General features: G+C 46.2%; 25 protein-coding genes. 18 read left to right on the forward strand and 7 right to left on the reverse strand.

Annotation, left to right across the window (positions count from 1 at the left end; translation table 11 throughout):
• Positions 1-5 precede the first annotated feature (5 nt).
• Positions 6-1,223 (reverse strand): S-methyl-5-thioribose kinase, encoded by a 1,218-nt coding sequence (mtnK, locus tag MKX75_RS09125; RefSeq protein ID WP_339169369.1) that lies wholly within the window; start codon positions 1,221-1,223, stop codon positions 6-8.
• Positions 1,224-1,520: 297 nt separating this feature from the next.
• On the opposite strand from mtnK, the gene MKX75_RS09130 reads away from it, so the two are divergent.
• The 10 genes from MKX75_RS09130 (at position 1,521) to MKX75_RS09175 (ending at position 11,061) form a co-directional block, all read left to right on the forward strand.
• On the forward strand, positions 1,521-1,982 hold the full coding sequence (locus MKX75_RS09130; RefSeq protein ID WP_062833522.1) for a Dps family protein: 462 nt from the start codon (positions 1,521-1,523) through the stop codon (positions 1,980-1,982).
• 125 nt (positions 1,983-2,107) lie between these two features.
• Positions 2,108-2,683, forward strand: coding sequence for a DUF1802 family protein (locus tag MKX75_RS09135; RefSeq protein ID WP_339169371.1), 576 nt, complete (start codon positions 2,108-2,110; stop codon positions 2,681-2,683).
• Positions 2,684-3,060: 377 nt separating this feature from the next.
• On the forward strand, positions 3,061-3,843 hold the full coding sequence (gene sufC, locus MKX75_RS09140) for a Fe-S cluster assembly ATPase SufC (RefSeq protein ID WP_062833524.1): 783 nt from the start codon (positions 3,061-3,063) through the stop codon (positions 3,841-3,843).
• Positions 3,844-3,868: 25 nt separating this feature from the next.
• The gene (gene sufD, locus MKX75_RS09145) at positions 3,869-5,173 is read left to right on the forward strand and encodes a Fe-S cluster assembly protein SufD (protein WP_076330319.1); all 1,305 of its coding nucleotides are present in this window, start codon (positions 3,869-3,871) and stop codon (positions 5,171-5,173) included.
• A complete protein-coding gene (locus MKX75_RS09150) occupies positions 5,170-6,390 on the forward strand; it encodes a cysteine desulfurase (RefSeq protein ID WP_076330320.1) in 1,221 nt (406 codons plus the stop codon). Before sufD ends, MKX75_RS09150 begins: the two co-directional genes overlap by 4 nt.
• Complete coding sequence (gene sufU / locus MKX75_RS09155) at positions 6,380-6,811, forward strand: Fe-S cluster assembly sulfur transfer protein SufU (protein ID WP_017689537.1); 432 nt, start codon at positions 6,380-6,382, stop codon at positions 6,809-6,811. Before MKX75_RS09150 ends, sufU begins: the two co-directional genes overlap by 11 nt.
• 20 nt (positions 6,812-6,831) lie before the next feature.
• Positions 6,832-8,229, forward strand: a complete 1,398-nt coding sequence (gene sufB, locus MKX75_RS09160) for a Fe-S cluster assembly protein SufB (protein ID WP_062833527.1) — start codon at positions 6,832-6,834, stop codon at positions 8,227-8,229.
• A gap of 262 nt (positions 8,230-8,491) precedes the next feature.
• Complete coding sequence (locus MKX75_RS09165) at positions 8,492-9,841, forward strand: jacalin-like lectin (RefSeq protein ID WP_083679408.1); 1,350 nt, start codon at positions 8,492-8,494, stop codon at positions 9,839-9,841.
• Between the two features lie 209 nt (positions 9,842-10,050).
• Entirely contained in the window at positions 10,051-10,770 is a 720-nt protein-coding gene (locus MKX75_RS09170) for a M23 family metallopeptidase (protein ID WP_076330321.1), read from the forward strand.
• 150 nt (positions 10,771-10,920) lie between these two features.
• Positions 10,921-11,061 (forward strand): hypothetical protein, encoded by a 141-nt coding sequence (locus tag MKX75_RS09175; protein WP_017689533.1) that lies wholly within the window; start codon positions 10,921-10,923, stop codon positions 11,059-11,061.
• A 157-nt stretch (positions 11,062-11,218) separates the two neighbouring features.
• On the opposite strand, the gene MKX75_RS09180 is transcribed toward MKX75_RS09175, so the two are convergent.
• Positions 11,219-12,268, reverse strand: coding sequence for an HD-GYP domain-containing protein (locus MKX75_RS09180; RefSeq protein ID WP_062833529.1), 1,050 nt, complete (start codon positions 12,266-12,268; stop codon positions 11,219-11,221).
• Between the two features lie 125 nt (positions 12,269-12,393).
• Positions 12,394-13,140, reverse strand: coding sequence for a molybdenum cofactor biosynthesis protein MoaE (locus MKX75_RS09185; protein WP_339169372.1), 747 nt, complete (start codon positions 13,138-13,140; stop codon positions 12,394-12,396).
• A gap of 120 nt (positions 13,141-13,260) precedes the next feature.
• Between MKX75_RS09185 and MKX75_RS09190 the strand changes: the two genes are divergently transcribed.
• The 7 genes from MKX75_RS09190 to MKX75_RS09220 all read left to right on the forward strand — a co-directional run bounded on the left by MKX75_RS09190 (position 13,261) and on the right by MKX75_RS09220 (position 20,058).
• Positions 13,261-14,694, forward strand: a complete 1,434-nt coding sequence (locus MKX75_RS09190; protein WP_339169373.1) for a 5'-nucleotidase C-terminal domain-containing protein — start codon at positions 13,261-13,263, stop codon at positions 14,692-14,694.
• 67 nt (positions 14,695-14,761) lie between these two features.
• Positions 14,762-15,883: an HD-GYP domain-containing protein gene (locus tag MKX75_RS09195; protein ID WP_076330324.1), complete on the forward strand. Its 1,122-nt coding sequence runs from the start codon at positions 14,762-14,764 to the stop codon at positions 15,881-15,883.
• A 221-nt stretch (positions 15,884-16,104) separates the two neighbouring features.
• Complete coding sequence (gene yfkAB / locus MKX75_RS09200; RefSeq protein ID WP_091032604.1) at positions 16,105-17,241, forward strand: radical SAM/CxCxxxxC motif protein YfkAB; 1,137 nt, start codon at positions 16,105-16,107, stop codon at positions 17,239-17,241.
• Between the two features lie 46 nt (positions 17,242-17,287).
• Complete coding sequence (locus MKX75_RS09205; RefSeq protein WP_062833533.1) at positions 17,288-18,640, forward strand: hemolysin family protein; 1,353 nt, start codon at positions 17,288-17,290, stop codon at positions 18,638-18,640.
• 244 nt (positions 18,641-18,884) lie between these two features.
• On the forward strand, positions 18,885-19,124 hold the full coding sequence (locus tag MKX75_RS09210; protein WP_036609912.1) for a spore coat associated protein CotJA: 240 nt from the start codon (positions 18,885-18,887) through the stop codon (positions 19,122-19,124).
• Positions 19,114-19,389, forward strand: a complete 276-nt coding sequence (locus MKX75_RS09215) for a spore coat protein CotJB (protein WP_036609910.1) — start codon at positions 19,114-19,116, stop codon at positions 19,387-19,389. Before MKX75_RS09210 ends, MKX75_RS09215 begins: the two co-directional genes overlap by 11 nt.
• A 99-nt stretch (positions 19,390-19,488) precedes the next feature.
• Positions 19,489-20,058 carry a manganese catalase family protein gene (locus MKX75_RS09220; protein WP_017689524.1) on the forward strand — a complete coding sequence of 190 codons (570 nt, stop codon included), beginning with the start codon at positions 19,489-19,491 and terminating at the stop codon, positions 20,056-20,058.
• Positions 20,059-20,228: 170 nt separating this feature from the next.
• Here MKX75_RS09220 and MKX75_RS09225 read toward each other — a convergent pair whose 3' ends face one another.
• The 4 genes from MKX75_RS09225 to MKX75_RS09240 all read right to left on the reverse strand — a co-directional run bounded on the left by MKX75_RS09225 (position 20,229) and on the right by MKX75_RS09240 (position 23,825).
• Entirely contained in the window at positions 20,229-21,221 is a 993-nt protein-coding gene (locus tag MKX75_RS09225) for a 3-oxoacyl-[acyl-carrier-protein] synthase III C-terminal domain-containing protein (RefSeq protein ID WP_076330325.1), read from the reverse strand.
• Between the two features lie 54 nt (positions 21,222-21,275).
• Complete coding sequence (locus MKX75_RS09230; protein ID WP_062833535.1) at positions 21,276-21,626, reverse strand: hypothetical protein; 351 nt, start codon at positions 21,624-21,626, stop codon at positions 21,276-21,278.
• Positions 21,627-21,812: 186 nt separating this feature from the next.
• Positions 21,813-22,181, reverse strand: coding sequence for a carboxymuconolactone decarboxylase family protein (locus tag MKX75_RS09235; RefSeq protein WP_339169375.1), 369 nt, complete (start codon positions 22,179-22,181; stop codon positions 21,813-21,815).
• 12 nt (positions 22,182-22,193) lie between these two features.
• Positions 22,194-23,825, reverse strand: a complete 1,632-nt coding sequence (locus MKX75_RS09240) for a thiamine pyrophosphate-binding protein (RefSeq protein ID WP_339169377.1) — start codon at positions 23,823-23,825, stop codon at positions 22,194-22,196.
• 347 nt (positions 23,826-24,172) lie between these two features.
• Between MKX75_RS09240 and MKX75_RS09245 the strand changes: the two genes are divergently transcribed.
• Positions 24,173-25,204 carry a Gfo/Idh/MocA family oxidoreductase gene (locus MKX75_RS09245; protein WP_339169379.1) on the forward strand — a complete coding sequence of 344 codons (1,032 nt, stop codon included), beginning with the start codon at positions 24,173-24,175 and terminating at the stop codon, positions 25,202-25,204.
• Positions 25,205-25,271 lie beyond the last annotated feature (67 nt).

Below are 25,271 nucleotides of genomic sequence, written 5' to 3' on the forward strand. Positions count from 1 at the left end.
TTATGTTAAGCCTTAGTAGTTGAGACAGCTGTAGATACAATATCCAGCACTTCACCGATGGTATTCAAGCGACGATTGTTTTTGATTAACGCTTTACCAATGGCCAATGATTTACGCTGAGAACGTTCACGTTCGGTCGCATCGGAGATGGTATCTATATCCGCCACGTGAGCGAGGCCTACAATACGACGAACCATTTTGGCACCTGCGAAGCCGATCGAATCTTTGAACAATTGTTGCACATACAGATCCTGGTACCCTGGCGTTTTCGCCATTGGATCAATCAGGTCGTTAGCCCAGAGGGCACGGAAACGGGATTCGAACTCAGTCCATACATCACGAACCATATTCAGCAAAAGCGTTTGACGCTCACGCAAAGCGGTCTCATCCTGAATCCATCCTGGCAAGGATGCGTAATTCAAGAGCAGATTCGCAAGGACTGCACCGACATCGAATCCCATGGGGCCGTAATAGGCAAATTCGGGATCAATGACCTTCGTCGATTCAGGTGTAACAAAAATACTGCCTGTATGCAGATCTCCGTGAAGCAGTGCCTGCCCATGTGTCAGGAATTTTTCCCGCAGCAAGGCCACTTCAAGGTGAAGTTCTCCATCTGTACGAAGGGCTTCAGCTTCATCTTCAATGGAAGAATCATAATTATTTTTCTCGGCGATCCGGTAGGGTTCATCAAAGATCAGATCTTCCGTTATTTTGCATTGGTCCGGATTAATGAATCTGCCCTGTTGTTCCTTCTTCAATTGCTGATCCATGCCCAAGTCGGATGTGAAGAACAGCGTTCTTGCCATGAATTCCCCAATATGCTGTGCAAAAAGAGGATAGGTAACACCTTCGATTAGGCCTTTGCGCATGATCACATGATCACTCAGATCTTCCATAACCGTTAACGCGAGGTCATCATCGTAATGATACACTTCGGGTACCATCCCTGGACACAGACGATACTCTTCCTGAAGAATCTCACGTTCGATTCGGGCGCGCACCAGAGACAGTGGCCATGATTCTCCAACCACTTTCGCATAAGGAAGCGCCTGTTTGATAATGATACTTTTATCGGAGTTCTGATCCGTAATGTGGAATACCAAATTCAGATTGCCGTCGCCGATCTCGTGACAATCCAGATTCGCATCTGCCGCAAATGGACCCGGTAATGTTTTGGCCAGTTCAATTGCATCCTGGGGGGTAAAAGGGTGATATTGGGACAAAGGTGCCACCTCCATATATATGAAGAAACAGGAAAACCCACTTCTTTGCTTGGTATATGTCAGTATATCGGAAATAGCGCGGTTTTTGAACTTTTTTTTGAGACAAGCCAAGGCGATCCTGATTCGAACTTCCTGTTCAAGGGTAAAAACAAATAGGCCGGACGGTTGAGAGAAACGCCGCGAGCAGGCCTCCCCGCTACCAAGCGGTGACACATTATTAACTCTCTGTTATACAGTGCAGGACAACCTGATTACCGCTGCATGACAGACTAATTTTAAATAAAGGATGGGATTAATATGGCTACAACAAACAAAACAGATCAAGCAAAATCAGTGGAACAAGTACTTAATCGTCAGGTGGCTAACCTGAACGTATTGTATGTCAAAATCCATAACTATCACTGGTACGTTAAAGGACCTAACTTCTTCACATTGCATGTGAAATTCGAAGAGTTCTACAACGAAGTTACGGTGCAAATGGATGAAATCGCTGAGCGTATTCTTACGCTGAAAGGCAGCCCAGCGGCTACAATGAAAGAATATCTGGAGCTTTCCTCTATCCAGGAAGCAGCAGGCGGCGAAGACGCGAAAACAATGGTGCAAAACCTGATCGAGGACTTCGCTACACTTTCGAATGAATATCAGGAGGGAATCGAAGTTGCAGATGCAGCTGAAGATCAACCAACATCCGATATGCTGACAGGCTTCAAGGCGGATCTGGAGAAACATATGTGGATGCTTCGCTCTTTCCTGGGCTAATAAATCTACTATTGTAGCCTAATACAAGTGTGTCTCTTACGTAAGCCTTCTGCTCCCCGATCTGTTGTCAGAAATGCCCTGAGCGTCTATACTGCTGACAAGAACGAGAGGGGAGAGAAACGCTTATGTTAGAACCAACGATACCGGCTTTAAAAGAATGGGCTTCTGCAATCAAAGCACTGGAAACGGGTCGTCAGATTATGGTGATGCGCAAAGGTGGGATTGTAGAGGAAACCCGACATTTTGAGCTGAAAAGTCCAGCGTTTTATCTGTATCCGACTTATGAACATCAGCGTAAAGAACTGATTAAGTCCTCGGATCAATCCTATGTTGAAGAATCATTGGCCGAATGGGTGCCCGAAGCTTCGACAATCCGCATTACGGCATATGCTGAAGTAACGCAGGATCTGGAGATACGAGATCAGGAGATGCTGGATCGACTTCTTGACTTTCATATGTGGACAGCGGATTTTGCCGAAGACCGTTTGAAATGGAAACGGAAAGATCCGCTCCATGTATTGATTTTACGTGTGTACCTTTTGAAGGAACCGATGGAGATCCCCGTACTGCCTGAATATAATGGTTGCCGTTCATGGATTTCTATTCCGAATGGTCCGGTGCCGAGCGAAATGACGCCGGTGGTGGACGTTGCGGATTTTGACGAACAGGTACAGAAGATTAACGAGATGCTCAAAATGTAAATGGTAACGTTATTAACGGAGGGACTTGTCCATAATATGGATAAGTCCTTTTTTGGATTAGTCTATAGCAGATAACATAAAAGCTTGAATTGCTGTGATTTTTCTCACTGTACATTTGCAGGTAAGATGTTTTCTAATTTGATTCAATTTGTCTTTTATTATAGAATCAGAAAGAATAATGTTTCCTGCAAGGGACAAAGGTTCTTAGGAAATGACTTGATTATCATTGAGAATCAGTTTAGAATTATTCTAAAGTGTTCTTCCTTTACAGAATCAAGTACAGGAGAAATTCAGGGGAAGCCCTGTTCAGATATAATAGGCGCTTTTTCGTTTTCGACAACAAACATCAATTTAATCAATGGAGGGAAACAATACACATGGCTACGAATTTCGTCATTGAAGGTCTGAAAGCGACGATCGAAGGTAAGGAAATCCTGAAAGGCATCAACCTGGAAATGAAAGGTGGAGAAATCCACGCAATCATGGGACCGAACGGAACAGGTAAATCCACTCTGGCTTCTGCATTGATGGGTCACCCTAAATATGAAGTAACAGACGGTACAATTACACTTGATGGTGAAGATGTATTGGATATGGCTGTAGATGAGCGCGCACGTGCAGGTCTCTTCCTGGCTATGCAATACCCAAGTGAAATTGCAGGTGTTACGAACTCCGACTTCTTGCGTAGTGCAATCAATGCACGTCGCGGCGAAGGTAACGAGATCTCCCTGATCAAGTTCATTCGTCAAATGGAAGGTAAAATGAAAGAACTCGACATGAACCCTGAGTTCGCTCACCGTTACCTGAATGAAGGTTTCTCCGGTGGTGAGAAAAAACGTAACGAAATTCTGCAAATGATGCTGCTTGATCCGAAAATCGTAGTACTTGATGAAATTGACTCCGGTCTGGACATCGATGCTTTGAAAATCGTTGCAAACGGCGTAAACGCAATGAAGAGCGAAGATCGTGGTTTCTTGATCATCACTCACTATCAACGCCTGCTTAACTACATTACTCCTGACTATGTACACGTTATGATGCAAGGTCGTATCGTGAAATCCGGCGGACCTGAACTGGCACACCGTCTGGAAGCTGAAGGATATGACTGGGTTAAGGAAGAACTGGGAATTACAGACGAAACTGTAGGTCAAGAAGCGTAAAGACAAAACGGAGGAGGATTAATCAATGACTACACAAACAATTCTTCCGGTTGAATCTGAAGCGCTTCGCGCCTTGTCGGAAAGCAACAATGAACCCGGCTGGTTGACCGAACAGCGGCTCGAAGCTTTGAAGCTTGCGAGCGGGCTTGCGCTTCCTAAACTGGAAAAACAAAAAATCGAACGCTGGAATGTCAGCGAGTACGGAACATATAAAGCAAGTGAAGCTATTTCTTCTTTGACAGAAGTACCTGCTTCCATTAAAGATCTGGTTCAGGATCAAGCTGAAGGCAGCCTGGTTATCCAGCGCAATTCCGGTACGGTCTACTCCAAGGTGTCTGCTGATCTGGCGGCAAAAGGAGTTATTTTTACGGATCTGGCTACAGCGGTTCGCGAACATGGCGATCTGGTAAAACCATATTTGAACACAGCAGTGAAAGCAGATGAGCATTCCCTGGCTGCATTGCATGCGGCACTTTGGAATGGCGGGGTTTTCCTGTATGTTCCGAAAAATGTGGAAATTGAAGTACCACTGCAAGCAGTGCTGCTTACGGATGATGCATCTGCAACGTTTGCACCTCACGTGCTTGTTGTTGCTGAAGCAAACAGCTCTGTAACTTATGTAGATAACTATGTATCTGGCGAACTGTCCGCACCTGTTTTCCACAACGGTGTTGTAGAAGTATTTGCAAAATCCGGTGCTAAAGTACGTTTCGCATCAGTTCATCAACTGAGTGTGAATGTGACTGACGTTTCCTTCCGTCGTGCAGTGTTGGAGAATGATGCTTCCATCGAGTGGATTGTGGGCGAAATGAATAACGGCGATACAGCGAGCAACACGATGACCGTGCTCAAAGGCAATGGATCAAGTTCTGATTCCAAAGTCATCGCTGTAGGTTCCGGTTCACAGAAAATCAACTACACCACAGAAGCTCGTCACTTCGGCAAGAATACGCCAAGCCAGATGATTACACGTGCAGTTATGCGTGAAGAAGCTTCTGCAATCATTAACGGGATCACGAAGATTGAGAAAGGCGCTACCAAAGCCGATGGACAGCAGACAGAGAAAGTATTGATGCTGAGCCCTAAAGCACGTGGAGACGCCAACCCAATCCTTCTTATTGACGAGGATGATGTAACAGCAGGTCACGCGGCTTCTGTTGGTCAAGTCAATGCCGAGCAGATTCATTACTTGATGTCGCGCGGAATTAACCGTACGGATGCCGAACGCTTGATCATTTACGGCTTCTTGGCTCCGGTGGTGGCGGATATTCCTCTGGAAGCACTGCGTACCCAATTGCAGTCTCTCATTGAACGGAAACTCGGACAATGAACCCGTCCATTCGCGAGCAGTTCCCGATCCTCCACCAGGAAATTAACGGACACCCGCTCGTATATTTAGATAGTGCTGCAACTTCACAGAAGCCTCATGCTGTGATTGAAGCAGTCAAACATTATTATGAGTATGAGAACTCCAACGTGCATCGCGGTGTTCATACCCTTGGAAGCCGTGCAACGGACGCCTATGAAGGCGCACGTGAGAAGGTAGCCAAGTTTATCAATGCCCGCCGTACACAGGAAATTATCTTCACCCGCGGGACAACGACAGCCCTGAATCTGGTGGCTTCATCGTATGCCCGCGCCAATTGCAAAGAAGGCGATGAAATTGTTATCACGCAAATGGAGCACCATAGTAATCTGATTCCTTGGCAGCAGGTTGCCAAGGAGACAGGTGCAACATTGAAATACATCCCGCTCCAGCCTGACGGTCATATTGAATTGGCTGACGTGGAGAAGACGATTACGAACAATACTAAAATTGTAGCAATTGCTTATGTATCCAATGTTATGGGACTAATCCATCCTGTGAAACAAATTGCTGAAATTGCACATCGCAATGGTGCTGTCATCGTTGTAGATGGCGCACAAAGCACACCTCACATGAAGGTGGACGTTCAGGATCTGGACTGTGATTTCTATGCATTATCCGGTCACAAAATGTGCGGACCAACCGGAATCGGTGCACTCTACGGCAAAAAGGCGCTGCTGGAGTCCATGGAACCCATTGAGTTCGGCGGTGAAATGATCGATGATGTAGGTCTGTACGAATCCAACTGGAAAGAGCTTCCTTGGAAGTTCGAAGGCGGAACCCCAATTATCGCAGGTGCGGTAGGCTTGGGAGCTGCCATTGATTTTCTGGAGCAGATTGGTATGGATGAAATTGCACATCATGAAAGTGTGCTAGCAGCTTATGCGACGGAACGTCTGTCCGAAATTGATGGGTTAACGATCTATGGCCCAGCTAAGCGGCATGTGGGTGTCGTTACTTTTAACCTAGGTGATGTTCATCCGCATGATGTGGCAACTGTGCTTGATGCGAGTGGCGTAGCCATTCGTGCCGGACACCATTGCTGTCAACCGCTAATGCGCTGGCTTGAAGTTAGCTCAACAGCTCGTGCCAGCTTCTATCTATACAATAACGAACAAGATGTAGATCGGCTTGTCAGCGCCTTAATCCAGACAAAGGAGTATTTTGGCGATGCAACTTGATGATCTGTACAGACGTGTTATAATGGACCACTACAAAAACCCGCGTAACCGCGGAACATTTGATAATGACGCTGTTACGGTGAATTTGAACAATCCAACGTGCGGCGACCGGATTTCACTGCAAATTTTGCTGAAAGACGGAATCGTTCAGGAAGCTAAATATACGGGTGAAGGCTGCTCCATCAGCATGTCCTCGGCATCGATGATGACAGAGGCTGTCAAAGGCAAAACGATGGAACAGGCACTCGATATCGCTAACCGTTTTTCCTCACTGATGAAAGGTGAAGAAGTCGATTTCGACGATTATGAAGATCTCGAAGCCCTATCCGGTGTGAACAAGTTCCCTGCACGCATCAAATGTGCCACTCTGGCCTGGAATGCATTACGCAAAGGGATTGACGAAGAGAACAAAGTACAATAACGATAGGGAGGTAGAGCAAGATGGCTAAAAAAGCACCAGAAATGGAAGAGTACAAATATGGTTTCCGCGACGAGCACAAATCCATCTTTCAAACCGGTAAAGGTCTGACTGCAGAAGTGGTTACCGAGATTTCCAAGATTAAGAATGAACCGGATTGGATGTTGGAATTCCGTCTGAAATCTTTGAAACAATTCGAAAAGATGCCAATGCCGAAATGGGGCGGAGATCTCGACGGATTGGATTTCAATGAAATTCAGTACTACGTTCGTGCTTCTGAAAAACAAGGTAAAACATGGGAGGAAGTTCCTTCCGAAATCAAGGAAACCTTTGATAAATTGGGTATCCCTGAAGCAGAGCAAAAGTTCCTTGCAGGTGTATCGGCTCAGTATGAGTCCGAGGTTGTCTACCACAACATGCAAAAGGAATTGGAAGACCAAGGTGTAATCTTCATGGATACGGATACGGCTCTCAGAGAGCATCCGGAAATCCTGCGTGAATATTTTGCAACGGTTATTCCGCCAGCAGATAACAAATTTGCTGCACTGAATAGTGCGGTATGGTCCGGAGGAAGCTTCATCTACGTGCCTAAGGGCGTTAAATGTGAAGTGCCTTTGCAAGCCTACTTCCGGATTAACTCCGAAAATATGGGACAATTCGAGCGTACACTCATCATTGCGGACGAAGACAGCTTCGTTCACTATGTAGAGGGCTGTACAGCTCCGATCTACAGCACGAACTCACTGCACAGTGCGGTCGTTGAGATTGTTTGTAAGAAAAATGCACGTGTTCGTTACACAACGATTCAAAACTGGGCACCAAACATCTACAACCTCGTAACTAAACGTGCGGTTGCAGAAGAAAATGCAACGATGGAATGGGTCGATGGTAACATCGGTTCCAAACTGACGATGAAATATCCAGCGGTTGTACTGAAAGGCCGTGGAGCTAAAGGTTCCGTACTCTCCATCGCTGTAGCTGGTAAAAACCAGCATCAGGACGCAGGTGCGAAAATGATCCACTTGGCTCCGGATACAACATCTACGATTGTATCCAAGTCCATCAGTAAACATGGTGGTAAAGTAACGTACCGTGGTTTGGCTTCCTTTGGACGTCAAGCGGAGGGCGCGAAATCCAATATCAAGTGTGATACGCTCATTCTCGATAATGAGTCCACATCGGATACAATTCCTTACAATGAAATCATGAATGATAACATCATGCTGGAGCATGAAGCTACAGTATCCAAAGTGTCCGAGGATCAGCTCTTCTACTTGATGAGCCGCGGTCTGACGGATGCAGAAGCTACACAGATGATCATCATGGGCTTCATTGAGCCATTCACGAAGGAATTGCCAATGGAATACGCTGTTGAGATGAATAGATTGATCAAATTCGAAATGGAAGGTTCTATTGGTTAATCCTTGTAATACAAGGATTGTCTAGTATTAGGGACGCACGCGACCTGAATCCGACCTGAATTAATTCATGCAACGCTGATGAAGATCGAGGGGAGTTCCCCTCGGTCTTTTTCTTTTTGTGTGGAAACAGAATTTCCTTTTAAACATGTAATTAGGGGATAATAACAAATGTTCTATTTATACAAATGAAGCGAGCACATTTATTCTTCTCATAATGAATGTTACATATATTTGAATAGATTCAAATATGAGGAGGTATATGATGCGAAGAAGTATAGTCAAAAAGGGAGCATCCTTGGTATTGTCTGCGGTTGTTGCCTTTACGATCTCTCCATTATTTTCACCAACGGCAAGTGCAGCAGAAGGTGGAACGGTAACCGGTTCATTCAATGTACTTAGTTACAACGTAGGTGGTCTTCCGGATCTGGTATCCAGTTCGAACCCGAAGGAGTACACCGTTCAGATTTCTCCCAAATTAAATGACTATGACATCATTAATGTACAAGAGGATTTTAATTATCATAATGAGCTGATATCTCAAGTCACTCTACCGTATTTAACGAAAACAAGCGGAATTGCCGGTTTTGGCAGTGGGTTGAACAGTTTATCCAAATATCCATTCCATGACCTGAAGCGTATTACCTGGGATAAGAGATCGGGTCTTTTTGACAATGGAAGTGATGAATTGACTCCGAAAGGATTCACCGCAGTTACTTATGAGATTGCACCTCAGGTGAAAGTAGACGTATACAATTTGCACGCGGACGCAGGTGGCGACGATAAGTCGCTTGAGGCCAGACGAGATAATATCAGACAGCTCTCCAACTACATCAAGGAGCACTCGGACGGGAACGCGGTTATCGTATTCGGGGATACCAATGCACGGTACACTCGTGCTGCTGACAATATAGAGTTGCTCATGTCCGAGAATGGTTTAAGAGATCCGTGGATCGATTTGATTCGAGGTGGGAGCATTCCTGCTGATGGAGATGCCCTTATGGATGCAACCCATTTAAATGGTCCGAACTATGAGATTGTGGACAAAATTTTGTATCGAGGAAGCAAAGCATTGTCACTTAATGCGCAGAGCTACCGTTTGGAAAATCAAACGTTTGTTGATCCGAGTGGAAAGCAACTCTCCGATCATTATCCGATTACAGCGGAATTCGTGTACAGTACATCTCCAAAGTACCAACTTAGTTCAACGATTGGAGGGTCCGGGGGAACTGGTTTTAATGATCTCAATCAGATTCCAGATGCCATACCCAGCTCTGTAGTGCTTAACTCGGGCAACCGTGTAGATGGCATTTCAACGTTATATGGGGATGGAACGAACCTGACACATGGCGGCCAATCGAACATTGCCACACTGAACCTGGCAGACGGAGAGTACTTAACTCAGGCTACAATTGGTCAGGGGACACGTAATGGAGATAAACGGATCTTTTTCGTGGAGTTGTCCACCAATCTTGGAAATAAAATTGAAGGCGGACAAAAGACCTCGGATGAAATCAAACTTGAGGCACCAGCTGGTTGGTATATCGCCGGGTTTTATGGAAGAGCAGGACAGGAGTTGGATCAACTAGGTGTCATATACCGACCTCTGAATTAAAGTGAGTAGTGGTTAAAATGAAATAATAATATATACATCTCATAGAGTGTTCATAATGGCATAGCGCGCCGCTTGGAATATGTGTTGGAGAGACCACAAGGTTTTCCCCAATGCTATTCTGAGCGGTGTTTTTTTGTAATAAAATAAGACCAATAGCACAAGCCATTTCATAGATTTAAGCATCTAATGATAGAAAAGGATGTGATTGTATGAGCGTGAACCCTTTCGAGGGATATCGGATTACAAGTTCATTCGGCTATCGGATTCATCCCATTCATGGTGGACAGACGTTTCATCGCGGAATTGATCTCGTGACAGAGCCATGGAATGGTCCCGTATATGCATTTATGGAGGGTAGGGTACGTTTTGCTTCCGAGGGAGTTACAGGCTCTGGATTCGGCGGTTACGGGCTTACAGTAGCACTTCAGGATCATCGAGGCTATTTACATTGTTATGCGCACCTTTCGCGTATTGCTGTGACTGTCGGACAACGAGTAAAGCGAGGTCAGCTTATCGGTAATCAGGGAAGCACGGGTCAGAGCACCGGCCCGCATGTACATTATGAGATTCGTAAAACAAGTGCGCCATCGTACGGGTATACAGCCAGTGAAGATGGTGTGACGGAACCGGGAGCATATCTACAGGCCGAATACGGAACTGCATCTCAGGAACAGGAGGCTCCGCCGATGACCACTGAGCAGAAGAGAATGTTTGAAGCTATGCAGAAGACGCTGGAGATTCAGGGAGGATGGATTCAGCAACAGAAGCAACTTTCCAATATGGCTTGTCCCACATGGGCGCAGGAAGCGTTTGACTATTATCGACCGTATATTATGAACGACACAGGCAGTTATGAATTTTGGCGATTACTCGTCATCATGTACCGCAAGGAAAAGGGCATTCAGGTTCATTCGGATTCCGACATATAGATCCCTGCAAAGAACAGGGAGTAACAAAAGATTGATCCACTCAGGGAGATGCAGGCAGACAACCATTTATCGAATATTGCCTGTTCGCCCGGTTCGTCTGGCGTGGAGTGTCATATGTTAGGGTATACCTGATGAAGAGGAGGCAATCACATGAGCGAAGTAGGATATGGCTGTGGGGGCAACGTAGGCGGAGTAGGCGGCGTTGGTGGATACAATATGTTCACAAACACTGGTGCGATCTTGGTACTGTTCATTCTGTTGGTTATCATCACGAAAGCATTCTGCGTGTAATCCAACATGAACGAATCGAGATAGACAAAAGGGAAGCCGCGATGGCTTCCCTTTTTACATATGCCAACCTATACGTTGGTTATTCAAGCTAATGTTTGTTCCTTCGTATGCATGCCTGCGTGCTGTGCAAAAATGAACCTAATGGCTTGTTGCATGCTTACTGTACATAGATTTCAACGATAGCAATATCTCTTTCCTTCGCTAAATCAATAAAGGCCGTAGAGGTCTGAACGAGTGGTCGGAAATAATCTGCAGGATTATTCATGACAATGAGTCCCGTCTGACCCGTGGTGAGCAGAACCCTTTTACCGATAAAATTAGGTAGCATGTGTTTGATCAGTTCCTGTGTTGCTTCACCATTTAACTGACCGAAGCTAAGGCTGTACAATTCGCACAGAACAGAGATAAGCTCCTGTTTGGTCTGATACACCCGATTGGTCGTCATGGCGCTGTATACGTCCGCTACAGCCGTTATACGGGCATATGGATGGATCTCGTCGCCTCGCAGTCCATGTGGATAACCACTTCCGTCCTCGCGCTCATGGTGCTGAAGGGCAACTGTTGCCAGAATTTCATCCTGCGTGGATTCTTTAATAATATCGTATCCATAGAACGTGTGTTTCTTCATTTCATCGAATTCTTCCGTGGTCAATTTACCCGGTTTATGTAACATTTCAGAAGGAATCTTGGACTTTCCGATATCATGAAGATATCCTGCTTTGGCTACCGTTAGACATTCCTCTGGGTTGTAGCCCATCCAGCCGGCGATATAAAAAGCGAGCATTCCGACTTGCAATGAATGGTTGTAGGTATAATCGCTATCCCCGTCCAGCATAAGCAACAAGGAGACAACATCTTTTTGTTTTTCCAGCTGTCCCGTTAGGGTAATTAAAATCTCATCGACCTGTGTCTCATCAATAAAACCCTTCTCCATCGCTTGCTGAAATAGAGATTCAGTACCTTTGATCGTATCGTTAAACAGATTAGTTAACAGACGGGTTTGATCGGAAGGTAAGGTTTGTTCATCAGAGTGTAGGTCGGATGTTGTATGTTCTACATCTGCGTAATCGATTCCATGTTGCAGCAGCTTGGATAGGTCATCTTCACTGAGGGTGGAACCTTTCATCAGCATGTGGAGACCCGAACTGTTGTATACATCATTTTTTAACAGGTCACCAGGTTTAAGATCAGTAACATGCACTCTCACGTATAAACCACCTTTTCCTCGACTAATATCGACACATATCATTATAATAACAAGAAAAAAATGGGTTGACAACGACTTATTTACTATTAAGTCACTCTGTCGAAAAAGGTGTAAGGACTCATTGTTTAGTTATCCATAGGGTTCCAGGGTCCTAGTTGATGTCCTTTCCATTCAGAACCATCTTCCCAAATTTCCTTTTTCCAGATGGGGACCGTCTGTTTGAGTCTTTCAATGGCGTAGCGGCTTGCATCATAACAGTCGTTGCGATGAGGCGAGGAAACGGCAATGACAACACTAATCTCTGCCACATCCACTTTGCCGATGCGATGACTGATTGCGCACAGTACACCGGGCCAGCGATCGGAGATCTCCGTACCGATGGCTGCCATCTGAGAGAGAGCCATCGGCACATAGGCCTCGTATTCCAGATGAACGGTGCGCTGTTCACCGGTCATTTCGCGAGTCGTACCTACAAAAGTAAGAGCTGCACCGTGATTCGCGGTAATGACCAGCGCCGTTGTAGCTTCCACAGACAGGGCGGACTCGGTAATCAAAAATAATCCATCTTCAGTCCGATGCTCAGGAGAGGTAGAATGATGCTTTTCACCGGGCATATCCGTACCATCGCCTCCGGAGACGGGCGGAATCAAGGCAAGTTCGTCTTCTGACTTGAGTATCGTATCGGCAGGTGCGTACTGCTGGTTAACTGCCAAAAAGGATGTCCGTATCTGAGAAGCTGCCTCCGGGTAATCCAGACTCAGTTTTTCTTTTATATCGGCAGCAGTCGGAGTGTCTCCAGTGTACTCAAACTCCAGAAGGGATGTATTTAGACGTTCCGCAATGCCTGCAAATAGTTGAATTGTAAATTTCATGAATATGACTCACCTCTTTTTGATCTCTAAACCCTTTAAATATATCATAACGAAGCGGAAAATGTTATGCTTATCCATTAGAAGAATGAACGTTTATTGAAGAGTGGGGGAGGCGGTGTGATGAGCACCAGAGAGAAGCAAACATTGACGATTCTGCACACCAATGACATCCACAGTCACTTCGGCTCCATGAGCAACATCGCCGCTATGATCAATGAGGAACGTGAACAAGGTGGGAACCTCCTTGTATTGGATATTGGCGATCATATGGACCGTATGGCCGTTGAGACAGAAGGGACGCTGGGCACGGCTAACGTGGATGTGATCAATCTGACGGGCTACGATGCTATAACCATTGGGAATAACGAAGGACTAACCTTTACGCCTGATCAGCTCGCACAGTCCTACGCTGGACTTCTGTGTCCGGTAGTGTGCGGCAATGTCGTGGAACAAGCCACTGGCCTTCCGCCAGTATGGATGAAAACTTCTCTTATCATGGAGAAAGGTCCATTTCGCATTGGTTTGCTGGGAGCTACTGCGCCCTTCACTACCTTCTATGAACTGCTGGGATGGGATGTTCTGGACCCGATGGAGACGTTAAAAGCTCAAGTTGAAGCATTACGTCATGAAGTGGATGTGGTGATTATTCTCTCACATCTGGGACTTTCCACGGATCGGAGACTGGCGGAGCAGATTGCTGGAATTGATGTTATTCTCGGTGGGCATACCCATCATGTTCTCGAAGAACCATTAGTCATTGGTCAGACCGTGCTGGGCGCAGCCGGCAAATTCGGCCAATGGCTCGGGAAAGTGGTTCTGGAACGAACAAGCGTGGCAAAACCTCTTGAACTGGTAAGCAGCGGATGTGTTGCTGCCGAGAGTATATTACTGGATGATCAAGTCTCTCTGGCAATCGCCACGAATCGCACGGAAGCCGAAAGGGCACTGGATCAGACGGCCGTGATTACGGACCGGATGCTGCCCATCCAGTATGATCGGGAGTCTCCATTTGCCACATTACTTGCGCAAGCTGTTCGTCAATTTACAGGAGCTCAGTTGTCTCTGGTGAATGCGGGCCAGCTTCTCGGAGATCTGCCACAGGGAAATGTTACAAAAGGAATGTTGCATTCCCTATGTCCATCTCCTATAAATGCTTGTACAATATGCTTGAGTGGAAGTCATATTCGTGAAGCACTTGAGCAGTCCTTGTTGGACGAGTTTTCTGGTAAAGCCATTGTCGGATTTGGTTTTCGTGGTCAACTTCTCGGCACGCTGTGTATGGATGGAATGGAAGTTCAATACAATCCACATGCCCCAGCCTATGAGAAAATTCAGACCATTTACATCAATGGGGAGCCTATGGACGATCAATGTGAGTATATCGTTGGAACACTGGACATGTTTACGTTCAATGTGGGGTATCCTTCTCTTGCTCATGGAACCGGTACGCTCTATCATCTTCCGAAATTCATACGCGATTTGCTGGAACTGGAATTAAAACGACCAGGGGCGCTGGACGACAGCCTGCGAGCCCGCTGGCATGAAACTAAATAAAGGACTTGCCTTCTGCTGTAGCGGCGGCTAGTGGTAATTACATCTACGGAGCGGGAGAGGATAGGCTGTGCGTTTAGTACATATAAACTTATTGCAGCCTGGCATGAAGCTGGGGAAACGTATTTATAGTGAAGAAGGCCTGGTATTACTTAGTGAGGATGTTGAGCTGACGAGCCGACTGATTGGGCGTCTCAAGGATCTTGGGGTCGGTTATGTGTATATCAAAGATGCTGCGACCGAGGATATCATTGTTCCAGATATGTTGCAGGAAGAGACCCGAAGGAAGGCACTGGTAGAGATCAAGCAGCAATTTCAGAGCATGTCCGGTATGAAAACGAAGAATCAGATTCCTCATTTCGGCAAAGCGCTTAGTGGTGTGATGAATACCATTCTGGAAGACATCGGCAGTCAGAAGGAAGCCATGATTATGCTGATGGACATGAACTCCAGTGATTTTGACCTGTATAATCATTCGCTGAATGTATGTGTGTATACACTGGTTCTTGGTGTCGCTTCGGGGTACACACGCCAGCAATTAATGGAGATTGGTCTGGGTGCCTTGTTGCATGATATTGGTAAGACACAGATTGCACCAGAAATCCTGAACAAACCCTCCAGATTGAGTGACGAGGAATTCAAAATCATTCAGCAGCACACTACATATGGTCACCGCATTCTCAAAGACGAGCCAGGTATTCCGCTTCTATCTGCGCATTGTGCGTTACAGCATCATGAACGAATTGATGGCAGCGGATATCCCTTTGGCCTGAAGGATAAAGAGATTCATGAGTATGCCAAGTGGATTGCGCTTGCTGATTCGTATGATGCCATGACGACGAATCGGGTGTACAAGCAAGCTTTGCTGCCACATCAGGCCGTAGAGGTGCTGTATACTGGCTCAGGAACGCTTTATGAACAACGCATGCTGGAGAAGTTCAGAGATTGTGTAGCAATCTACCCTGTGGGTCTTTCAGTTACGCTCAGTACAGGAGAAGTCGGGGTCGTCGCATCGATTCATTCACGCGTTCCTCAACGTCCGCTGATCCGGGTTCTCAAGGATGCGGAGGGCCAGACCTTATCTTCGCCTTATGAAATCAACCTTCTGACAGCACTGTCTGTGATGATCACAGGTGTAGAGGGTGTGGAGGATGTACCTTCATTCGCCCAAAATGAACGGTTGGAAAGTTAAATAAGCTTTGAAGATGATTAGCGCTCATGTCGTAATATCGGGGCCGTTTCGTGATTCGGCCCGGAGTTACCTGAGTGTTTTTTGTCATGTAATGGACAGGGTCTACGTATGCCGAAGCATTCAAAATTGTGCTATGATAAAAGATAACTCCAAAAAGAGAAACACAAGGTATGATGTAAATAAAACTTTTTAGGTTAATAAAAGGAATAAGGTGAAGAACAATGACCATGCTAAACTCAGGATCGGTACAACCGATGCCTTTATCTCCGACGAATGATCCGTGGGATCCGATCGGCTCTCTGCGTACATATGGACGCCATGTGTTGACCAGTGTAGAAATGACTGTGACACATCTGTGCAACATGAGGTGTGAGCACTGTGCCGTGGGAGATATGCTTACGATGCGTGAAGCACCGGCTCTTCCGTTACCCCTGATGCTGAAACGATTGGATGAAGTCGAGCATCTGCAGACGATTAGTCTGACGGGCGGCGAGCCAAGCTTTAGCCAGAAAACAGTGGATGAGATGATTATTCCACTGCTTAAATATGCCAAGGAACGTGGAATTCGTTCCCAGATCAATTCCAACTTAACGCTAGATATTAGCCGATATGAGCAACTTTTGCCGTATCTGGACGTTATGCATATCTCATTCAACTACCTGAATGCTGACGATTTCCATCAAGTCGGATTTGCGAATAGTGGCAGACCTGTGAAACGTGAAGTAGCGGTGAAGATGTATGAGAAAATGATTGAAAATTCCCGTAAATTAAGTGAAGCAGGCATGTTTATCTCTGCCGAGTCCATGATTAACTTCCGTACACACGACAAACTGGATGGTATTCATCAATTGATTCGTGAGATGGGCTGTGTTCGTCATGAGGTGCATCCGATGTATAATTCGAACTTTGCTTCTTCCCTGCCTGTGTTATCACTGGACCATATGAGAGCAGCGATTCATCGTTTGCTTGATGTGCGTGACAAGGATATGTGGATGCTCTTCGGAACCCTGCCATTCTTCGCGTGCAGTGCCGCAGAGCAGGATCGGGAACTGATCAACCGACTATACAGCGAGCCAAATGTGACGGTACGCAATGATCCGGACGGACGTAACCGGGTTAACGTCAACATGTTTACGGGCAATGTGTATGTGACGGATTTTGCAGACATCCCGGCATTTGGCAACATTCGTGATCGCAAACTGGATGATGTGTTCCATGAATGGTCAGCTGAACATCCGTTGAATCAAACGGTCAACTGCCATTGTGATATCGCATCCTGTTGCGGACCAAACCTGCTGGTGGCAGATATGTATTACAAAGGTGTGGATTTCAAATCGAGAAAGGCAATCACACGTTGATATTCCAGGTGTATTCCTGAAATAGATAGAAAAGGGGAGTTTCAACTTGGATATTCATACCGAATTTCATCTTGGGCAGCTGGTATTTAATCTGGTCTGTGTCTTTTTGCTCGTATTTTTGAATGGCGTATTTGTCGCAGCGGAATTTTCCCTTGTGAAAGTAAGGCAGACACGCTTAACTCAATTGCAGAGTGAAGGAAACCGTATGGCTGGTTACGCATTGAAGGTGAATAGTAAACTGGATTCCTATCTATCAGCAACTCAGTTCGGGATTACACTGACATCGCTTGGACTCGGGTGGCTGGGAGAACCGGCCATCTCCGAATTGCTCGTTGAGCCACTCATGTATAAGATCGGCGTAGGAGATACAGGGCTTATATCGACAGTGTCTGTCATTATCGGTTTCTGTATCATTACGTTTCTGCATATTGTGCTGGGTGAGCTTGCGCCTAAGTCGTTGGCAATTCAAAAAACAGACGGAGTGGCATTGTTTTTATCTGCACCCTTGCTGTTGTTCTATAAAATCTTTTTCCCCTTCATTTGGGTACTGAATGTATCGGCTAATGCATTGCTGCGTTTGGCGGGTATCGAGCCTGCCAGCGAAGGAGAAGCACACTCGGAAGATGAACTTCGTATTCTGATGAAGCAGAGTGCCAAGAGTGGTGTCATCGATAAAGATGAGATCAAACTGATGGACAACATTTTTGATTTCTCCGATATGCTGGCACGTGAAGTGATGCTGCCACGTACAGACATGGATTGCCTGTATACCCATATGTCTTTGGAAGAAAACCTGAAGATTATTAATGCAACCAAGCATTCCCGGTATCCTGTGGCAGTGGAAGATAAGGATGAGATTATCGGATTTATCCACATCACTGATCTGCTGCTGGCTGACCCGGAGCAACAACATGACCTCGCTTCACTTGTCCGTCCGATCTTGAACGTTCCTGAATCCATGGAAATCAGCCATGTGCTTCGTCTGATGCAGAAGAAACATTCTCAGATGACACTGGTGGTTGATGAATATGGCGGTACAGCGGGGCTGCTGACAGCCGAAGAGATTCTGGAAGAGATCGTTGGAGACCTGTATGACGAGTTTGAGGATGAGCGTCCGCATATGGAACGCAGTGGTGATTCATTTTCCGTTGATGGTCGATCTCTTATTGAAGAGGTTCATAAGTGGACCGGAGCCGTCATTGAGGATGAAGAGGTGGATACCATTGGCGGATGGCTGTTCAAAGAGCTTGGAGGAAGTCCGGCCAAGGGCAGAACGCAGGAAATGAACGGATACGTCTTTGAAGTGGAAGAATCCACTCGTTTGCGAATAACCCGGGTTCGAGTGTACAAGCAATCTGTCCCTCAAGATATGAAATCGGAAGAAAAACCGGCAGAATAGTTCTCGTTACAGGACGCAGATTATTGAAATCTGCAAAGATAGAGACCTTCGGAAGTTACCTGAAAAGGTAGCGAACCGAGGGTCTTTTTTTATTGGAGCGAGAAAGCGGAGAATTTCTGGGCTTCGTTCAGGCGAATTTCGGATTAACTTTGGAGACAGCGTCATATGGTTATAGTGACGGGAAATGGGAAGGACCTCAGTAGTATTCAGTTGCACCAATGATGTAATAAGGAGGCGTTGTTCTGTGAAAGATCCGCAGCTTCGTGCTTACGCCCCTTTTGTGGGGCCGTTTGATCCTTGTCCGCCGGTAGCGATTCGGACGTATCTGGTACCTCCGCAATTATTTATTCCATTTCAGCCCATGGGCTGGCCGCAGTACAGTCCGGCAGAAGCGTTAAGATTGGGAACCTTATGGCCTGCATTGTACAGCCCTTATACACCGGCGAGATCGAAGGGAAGGAAGGTGGAAGTGGATGGAACCTGAAGTGCCGAAACCCTGTGACGCTAAATACTACGAATTGCTTGAAGAACTTCAGGCGCTGGATTTCGTGTTAGTGGAACTGAATCTGTACCTGGACACCCATCCAGGAGACTTCCAAAGCATTGAGCAGTACAACAAGTTCAGCCAGGAGCGAATGCGGGTAGCGCATGAATTTCAACAGTTGTACGGACCGTTGATGAACTTTGGGCATGCGTTCTCCAAATATCCGTGGGAATGGTCTCAGACACCTTGGCCATGGCAAGTGTGACGCATCGGCCCCGGGTTTCCTCGCAAGACTATCAGTTCGGGAAGCTCGGGGCGGCCGAAGAAGGGATGTATTTTGATAACGTAGAGGGAGGCGTCTGGCATGTGGGTGTATGAGAAAAAACTGCAATATCCCGTAAGGGTTAGTAAATGTGATCCTCATATGGCAAAATTGCTAGCGGAACAGTACGGAGGAGCGGATGGGGAACTCGCGGCGGCACTGCGGTATCTGAACCAGCGATATACGATTCCGGACAAAATTATTGGGCTACTGACGGACATAGGCACGGAGGAATTCGCTCACTTGGAAATGATTGCCACCATGATCTACAAGTTGACAAAGGACGCTTCGGTGGAGCAGTTGCAAGAAGCGGGACTTGGGCCGAACTATGCGCAGCGTGATTCTGCCTTGTTTTATACGAATTCCTCGGGAGTACCATTTACAGCAGCTTATATCGCTTCAAAAGGTGATCCGATCGCGGATTTGTACGAGGACATTGCAGCAGAAGAGAAAGCCAGGGCTACATATCAATGGTTGATCGACCTGACCGATGACGTGGATCTGCAGGATAGTCTGAAGTTTCTGCGGGAACGGGAGATTGTACATTCCTTGCGTTTCCGGGAGGCGGTAGAGATTCTGAAAGACGATCGGGAGACAAAGAAGATTTTCTGAACAGGTGAAAATAGGAACCTGGCAGTCCGATGAGGGCTGCTTTTTGCTTTGAAGTTATAGAGACGAAAAGAAGTTACGCGTGCTGAAATGTGGATTGCTTTCCAATAAAAAAGACGATCCACTTTGGAAGAAAAGGGATCGTCCTGGTTATTATTTTGGCGAATAAAGGCCTAATACTCTACCACCATGGCAACATTTTGCCACCCGGCTCCAACGGTCCAGAAGAGCACTTTGTCACCACGCTGAATCTGACCTGATGTAACCGCTCGATGCAATGCGATGAATGGACTGCTGGTGGAGGTATACCCGAATTCGTCTCCGATGTAGACGGCAATATCATCACCGATGCCAACGTTCGCGGAGACAGCCCGAATGTTTCCAATGGATAGCTGGGAGAAGCAGGCGGCTTTGATCTCGTCTGGTTCAATCTCGTTGCGTGTCAGCAGGGTACGAATGGACTCCGAAGCGGCATCTACGCAAATTGAATCATCAAATGGGATGAATTTCACATGAAAAGCACCTGCATCTACACCCGTTTTGCCCAGTTTCGCCAGGCCTTCTGCAGGAAAGAGTGAGTTACCATACACACAGGTATCCGTCTGATAGATGGAATCAATGAAACCGACAGCTTGTTCATCCCGCTCAACAATAACTGCCGCTGCTGCATCACCGAAATTGGCGAAGTATACGGGATCATCCGGACTGGCGTGAGGAGCCACGTAATCCGAGCCGATGATTAAGGCACGCCGAATTCGAGGATTACCCAGCATCTGTCGGCTAACCTGTTCAAAAGCAGCAGTCATGCCTGCGCAGTTCGCGTTACTGTCAATGCAGATCGTGTGAGAAGCTCCGTTAATCAGGCGATGAATCATCAGGGAATTCGTAGGAAAGATGTATTCTGGCGTTTGGCTTGCATAAGCAATCAGATCAATATCTGCACCGGTAAGTCCGGTTTTTTCCAGTAGATTACTGGCTGCCTCAAAGGCCATGCTTAGTGAGTTTTCGTCATCGTTGTCAATTTTATAACGTGTATCACGACCAAGTGCCTTTAACAATCCACGAATATCTACACCTCTTGCATCAAAATGTTCAATATAAAAATCATTGTGCACCTTGGTTGCTGGATGATAGATATCGATATCTACAATACGAATTCCGGCCATCTTCATTCTCCTCTTGAGCGGAAGGGTGAATTCACAGCTTGTCCGCCTGGTTTATTAAGTGGTAACGGTAGATATGATTTCGAGATTGTCCAGGCCTACAGACCGACCAAGTCGGGACAATTGCATTTTTAGAATCGCGTTGTTCTCGAGGGTCAACACGACTTTTTTATATTCATCTTTTTTGAACATTTGAAGGCAGCCTTCCAAAAGAGGAACAATCTCCGGAGCAGTAACATTCAACTTTTTGCAATCGATGTTCAAGTCATACTCCTTGGTGTTAATAGGAGCGATCGTATCCTGATAGGCCGAGATGGAACGCAAACCGTCTTCTTGAGAGAAAGAACCCTCCAGTTCAATGTTTAACACCTTGTTCGGAACGTCAGTCTTAAGAATGAAATTTCCCATGCTTGATCTCTCTCCTTTAAATGAGTTAAGGCTATCCTGCTAATGGATACACAGCCCCGTGGGACCTCTGCTGAATCTTCTAAGATGAGAGCTGGTTTGAAGGATAATTTAACCACATTATAAAGGTAGGAATGTAAAAAGATCAATAAAAAAGTCGAATGGTGTATAAAAATGTAGAAAAGTGAATTACTGTATTTCTTTCAAGGTGGCAAGCAATATATTAAATGCACTTATAATGCGTGGAGCACCTATACAAGGCGCCAGATGTAGCAATATTCCCTTGAGCTGATCCACGGTCACTCCCACGCTGAGAGCCATCGTGTAATGCACCCCCAATTGTTCATACTGTCCTTGGGTGATCAACGAAGAGATAATGGCAACTTCCTTCCATTGATCCGTAATCGTGGTGCGCTGAAAAATATCCCCATATGCTGTCCCCATAATAAATTCGGATAATTCGGGAAAATGCTCTTTGATGGGTGCGAGGGCTTTAGCGCCGTACTCACCAGAAAGTTTAGCAAAACGGTCCAGTCCCTGAGCCACATGTTCACTCATGATATGCTCCTCCTAATTCAAAGTTACGGTGCGATGAGCTGTAGGTGGAATCTCGTCGCGATCGGTCAGTAGCTCAATGACAGCCACCTGATTCAACGTTTGTGCTGTGTTCAGCGCAGATGAGAATTCGGCAAGGGTTTCTGCACGGAATGCAACAGCACCCAGAGATTCGGCAAACTTGGATGCGTCCATAGGAACTTCAAATAGGGTGCCATCGATTCTGCCTGTTGTTTTTTCCATTCCTTTGAGTGCCATATCCAGTTGTTTGTTGTTGACGACAATAAAAATAACATTCAGATTGTTGCATACTGCGGCATTGATCTCCATGCCAAGCATCATAAAGCATCCGTCACCGGTGATGCATACGACGGTCTCTTCAGGTGAAGCGGCTTTCGCACCTATCGCCATACCAATGGCATTACCCATGCAGGCAAAGTACGCGTCAAACACAAAGCTGCCAGGTTTCTTGACTTTATATCGCTGAACCGCATGAAATCCATGGCTGCCATCATCGACAAACAGCTTATGATCGTAAGGAAGCAGTTCACTCATCCCGTCCAGCACAGAAGCCAGAGACAAGCGGGGCAGATCCGGTAAAGGTACAGTGTAAACTATGGGGGCCGTGTTTCTCTTTGGAGAAGAATGTTCTACGAGTGTTCCCAGCAAATATTGCATGTTGTCTTTCAAATCACCCGTGATATGTAAGGTTTGAGCGCTCAGAATCTTACCGACAAACGTAGGATCAGCGTCGAATTGAATGAGATGTTCCGGGTGGTTCTCAGGCTTTAAGTTGCAGATGGTCATATCACTCAGACGTGAACCGAGCACGATATAGAGATCACTTTGGTTCAGCATGTCGTCTGCATGCGGGAAACCTCCAACACCACAAGGTCCATGGTACAGGGGATGGTCCCACGCAATTGCTCCTTTTCCACCAGGAGTCGTAATGACGGGAATGTTGAACGATTCGGCCAAATGAAGCAATTCATCGTGAGCTCTGGCGCGACTTACACCTTTACCAGCAATAATTAAGGGACGTTTGGATTGTTGAATTAGAGGAAGAATGCGATTCAGGTTAGATACGCTAAGAAGAGGTTCCGGTTCGGGAATGACAATTCGGCATTGAGATAACAATTCAGTCTGTACGTCAAAAGGTAGACAGAGGTGAACAGGGCCTTTATTGGGGCCAAGTGCAATGGAAAGGGCATGATTCAGTAGGGTGCCGAAGTGATCTCCGCGTTCTACCAGTTTACTGAACAGCGTGGCAGGCCTGAACATCTCGGCCAGATCAGCCAGATAGGAAGAGGAATCCTGACACTGGGGAAGCCCCAGTTCCTGAATGGATTGATGACCTGTGATAAACAGTACGGGCAGATTGTTGGCCTTCGCATGGGCTGCGGCAGTAAGCAGATTGGTTCCGCCCGGACCGGATGTGGCAAAAGCAACGCCAAGCTTGCCCGTCTGAAGGGCATAACCGGATGCGGCAAAACCTGAGCTGGATTCATGACGGCCTGGAATGAATTCTAATCCGTAATCCACCATCTTCAGGACAGCAGGACAGATGGATTTACCAATAATACCAAAGACATGAGTAACGCCTAGATTACGCAGAGTTTCTGCCAAATAGTCCGCAACTGTTCTCATGCGGGACACCTCGCTTCATGAAATAGGTTATTAGAACCATACGCGTATTCCATTATTTGATTGCAAGTCGTTTTCTAAGGTTGTCAGAGGAAATATATGCTTGTTATTAGGAAGAGTATCTTTTTTTGTGGTTTTTTGTCAACCTATTTTGTAAGTCGAAGTTCCTGATTCTTAAGTTGGTAACGCTTAAAGTGTTGCTGGGTAAAGCGAAAATAAATGGTTATATATTCCTGCAACAAATTACCTAATCGAAACACAGATACAATTAATGTAAAATAATGACTAAAAATGGTGGTTTTCAGTCGTGAAATAACATCGCAGTAAGAGGGAGCTCTTTTTTCCCAATAGTGTATAGCGTTGGCAATACGTCGCTTTCTGCTATACTGGAATGGATTGGGGTGAATGAAGTGACAGTGATGAAGATGGCTTTGATTGGGCTGGGTAAAATGGGATTACATATGGTTCATCAAGTTGAGAATACGAAGATGGACACGAAGATTGAGATTGTAGCGGTGTGTGATGCGAATGAGGAAGGTCTGGCGGCTTTTGCAGATTCTCATCCGGGGGTTAGGACGTATACGGATTACAAGCAATTGATGAATGAACATCAGATTGATCTGCTGTATATTGCAGTTCCGCCGAAATTTCATCATCCGGTTGTCATGGAGGCGCTGGAGCGAAAAATACATGTGTTCTGTGAGAAACCGCTTGCCAATAGTGTGGAAGAAGCGAAAGAGATGCTGGATGCAGCGCAACAATCGGGTGTCGTTCATGCCATCCATTTCTCTATGCCACATGAACCTTCAGTATTGAAGCTGCAAGAGATGATCGAGCAGGGCACCGTGGGCACGATTCGCAAAATAGACCTGATTCTGCAATTCCCACAGTGGCCACGATCATGGCAACAGAATGCATGGATTACGAGCCGTGAACAGGGCGGATTTATTCTTGAAGTGGGAATTCACTGGATTCATATGATTCAAAAAGTGTTTGGTGCAGTCCGGGTAGTAAGCACTCAGGTTCAATATCCCGAAAATGGGGATTGTGAGCTTGAAGTACAGGCTGCTCTGGAACTGGAAGATGGAACCCGAATTCAGCTAAACGGTATTTCTCAATTTGCCGGGGAAGAACGTGTATCCATGGTGGTATACGGGACAGAAGGTACGATTGCTTTGGAAAATTGGGATGAATTAAAGAGTGGCCTGGTGGGGCAACCACTATCTCCAGTGGAAGTGCTTGAATCCGCCAGTGAACTGCCTGTTCTTAAACATGTCATTGCCCGTATACAAGGCAAACCGGCCAGAATATATGATTTTAATGATGGGTATCAGGCGCAATTGGTGCTTGAAGCACTACGGAACACGGAACAATCGAGATAAGAAAAGGAGTGCTCAGGTTTTTCAGATAGAGGTGCCCGGCGCACCTTTTCCTGATTCAGCTCTCCTT

This window comes from Paenibacillus sp. FSL R5-0341 (assembly GCF_037975235.1).
In the GTDB taxonomy this organism is placed as follows: domain Bacteria; phylum Bacillota; class Bacilli; order Paenibacillales; family Paenibacillaceae; genus Paenibacillus; species Paenibacillus amylolyticus_A.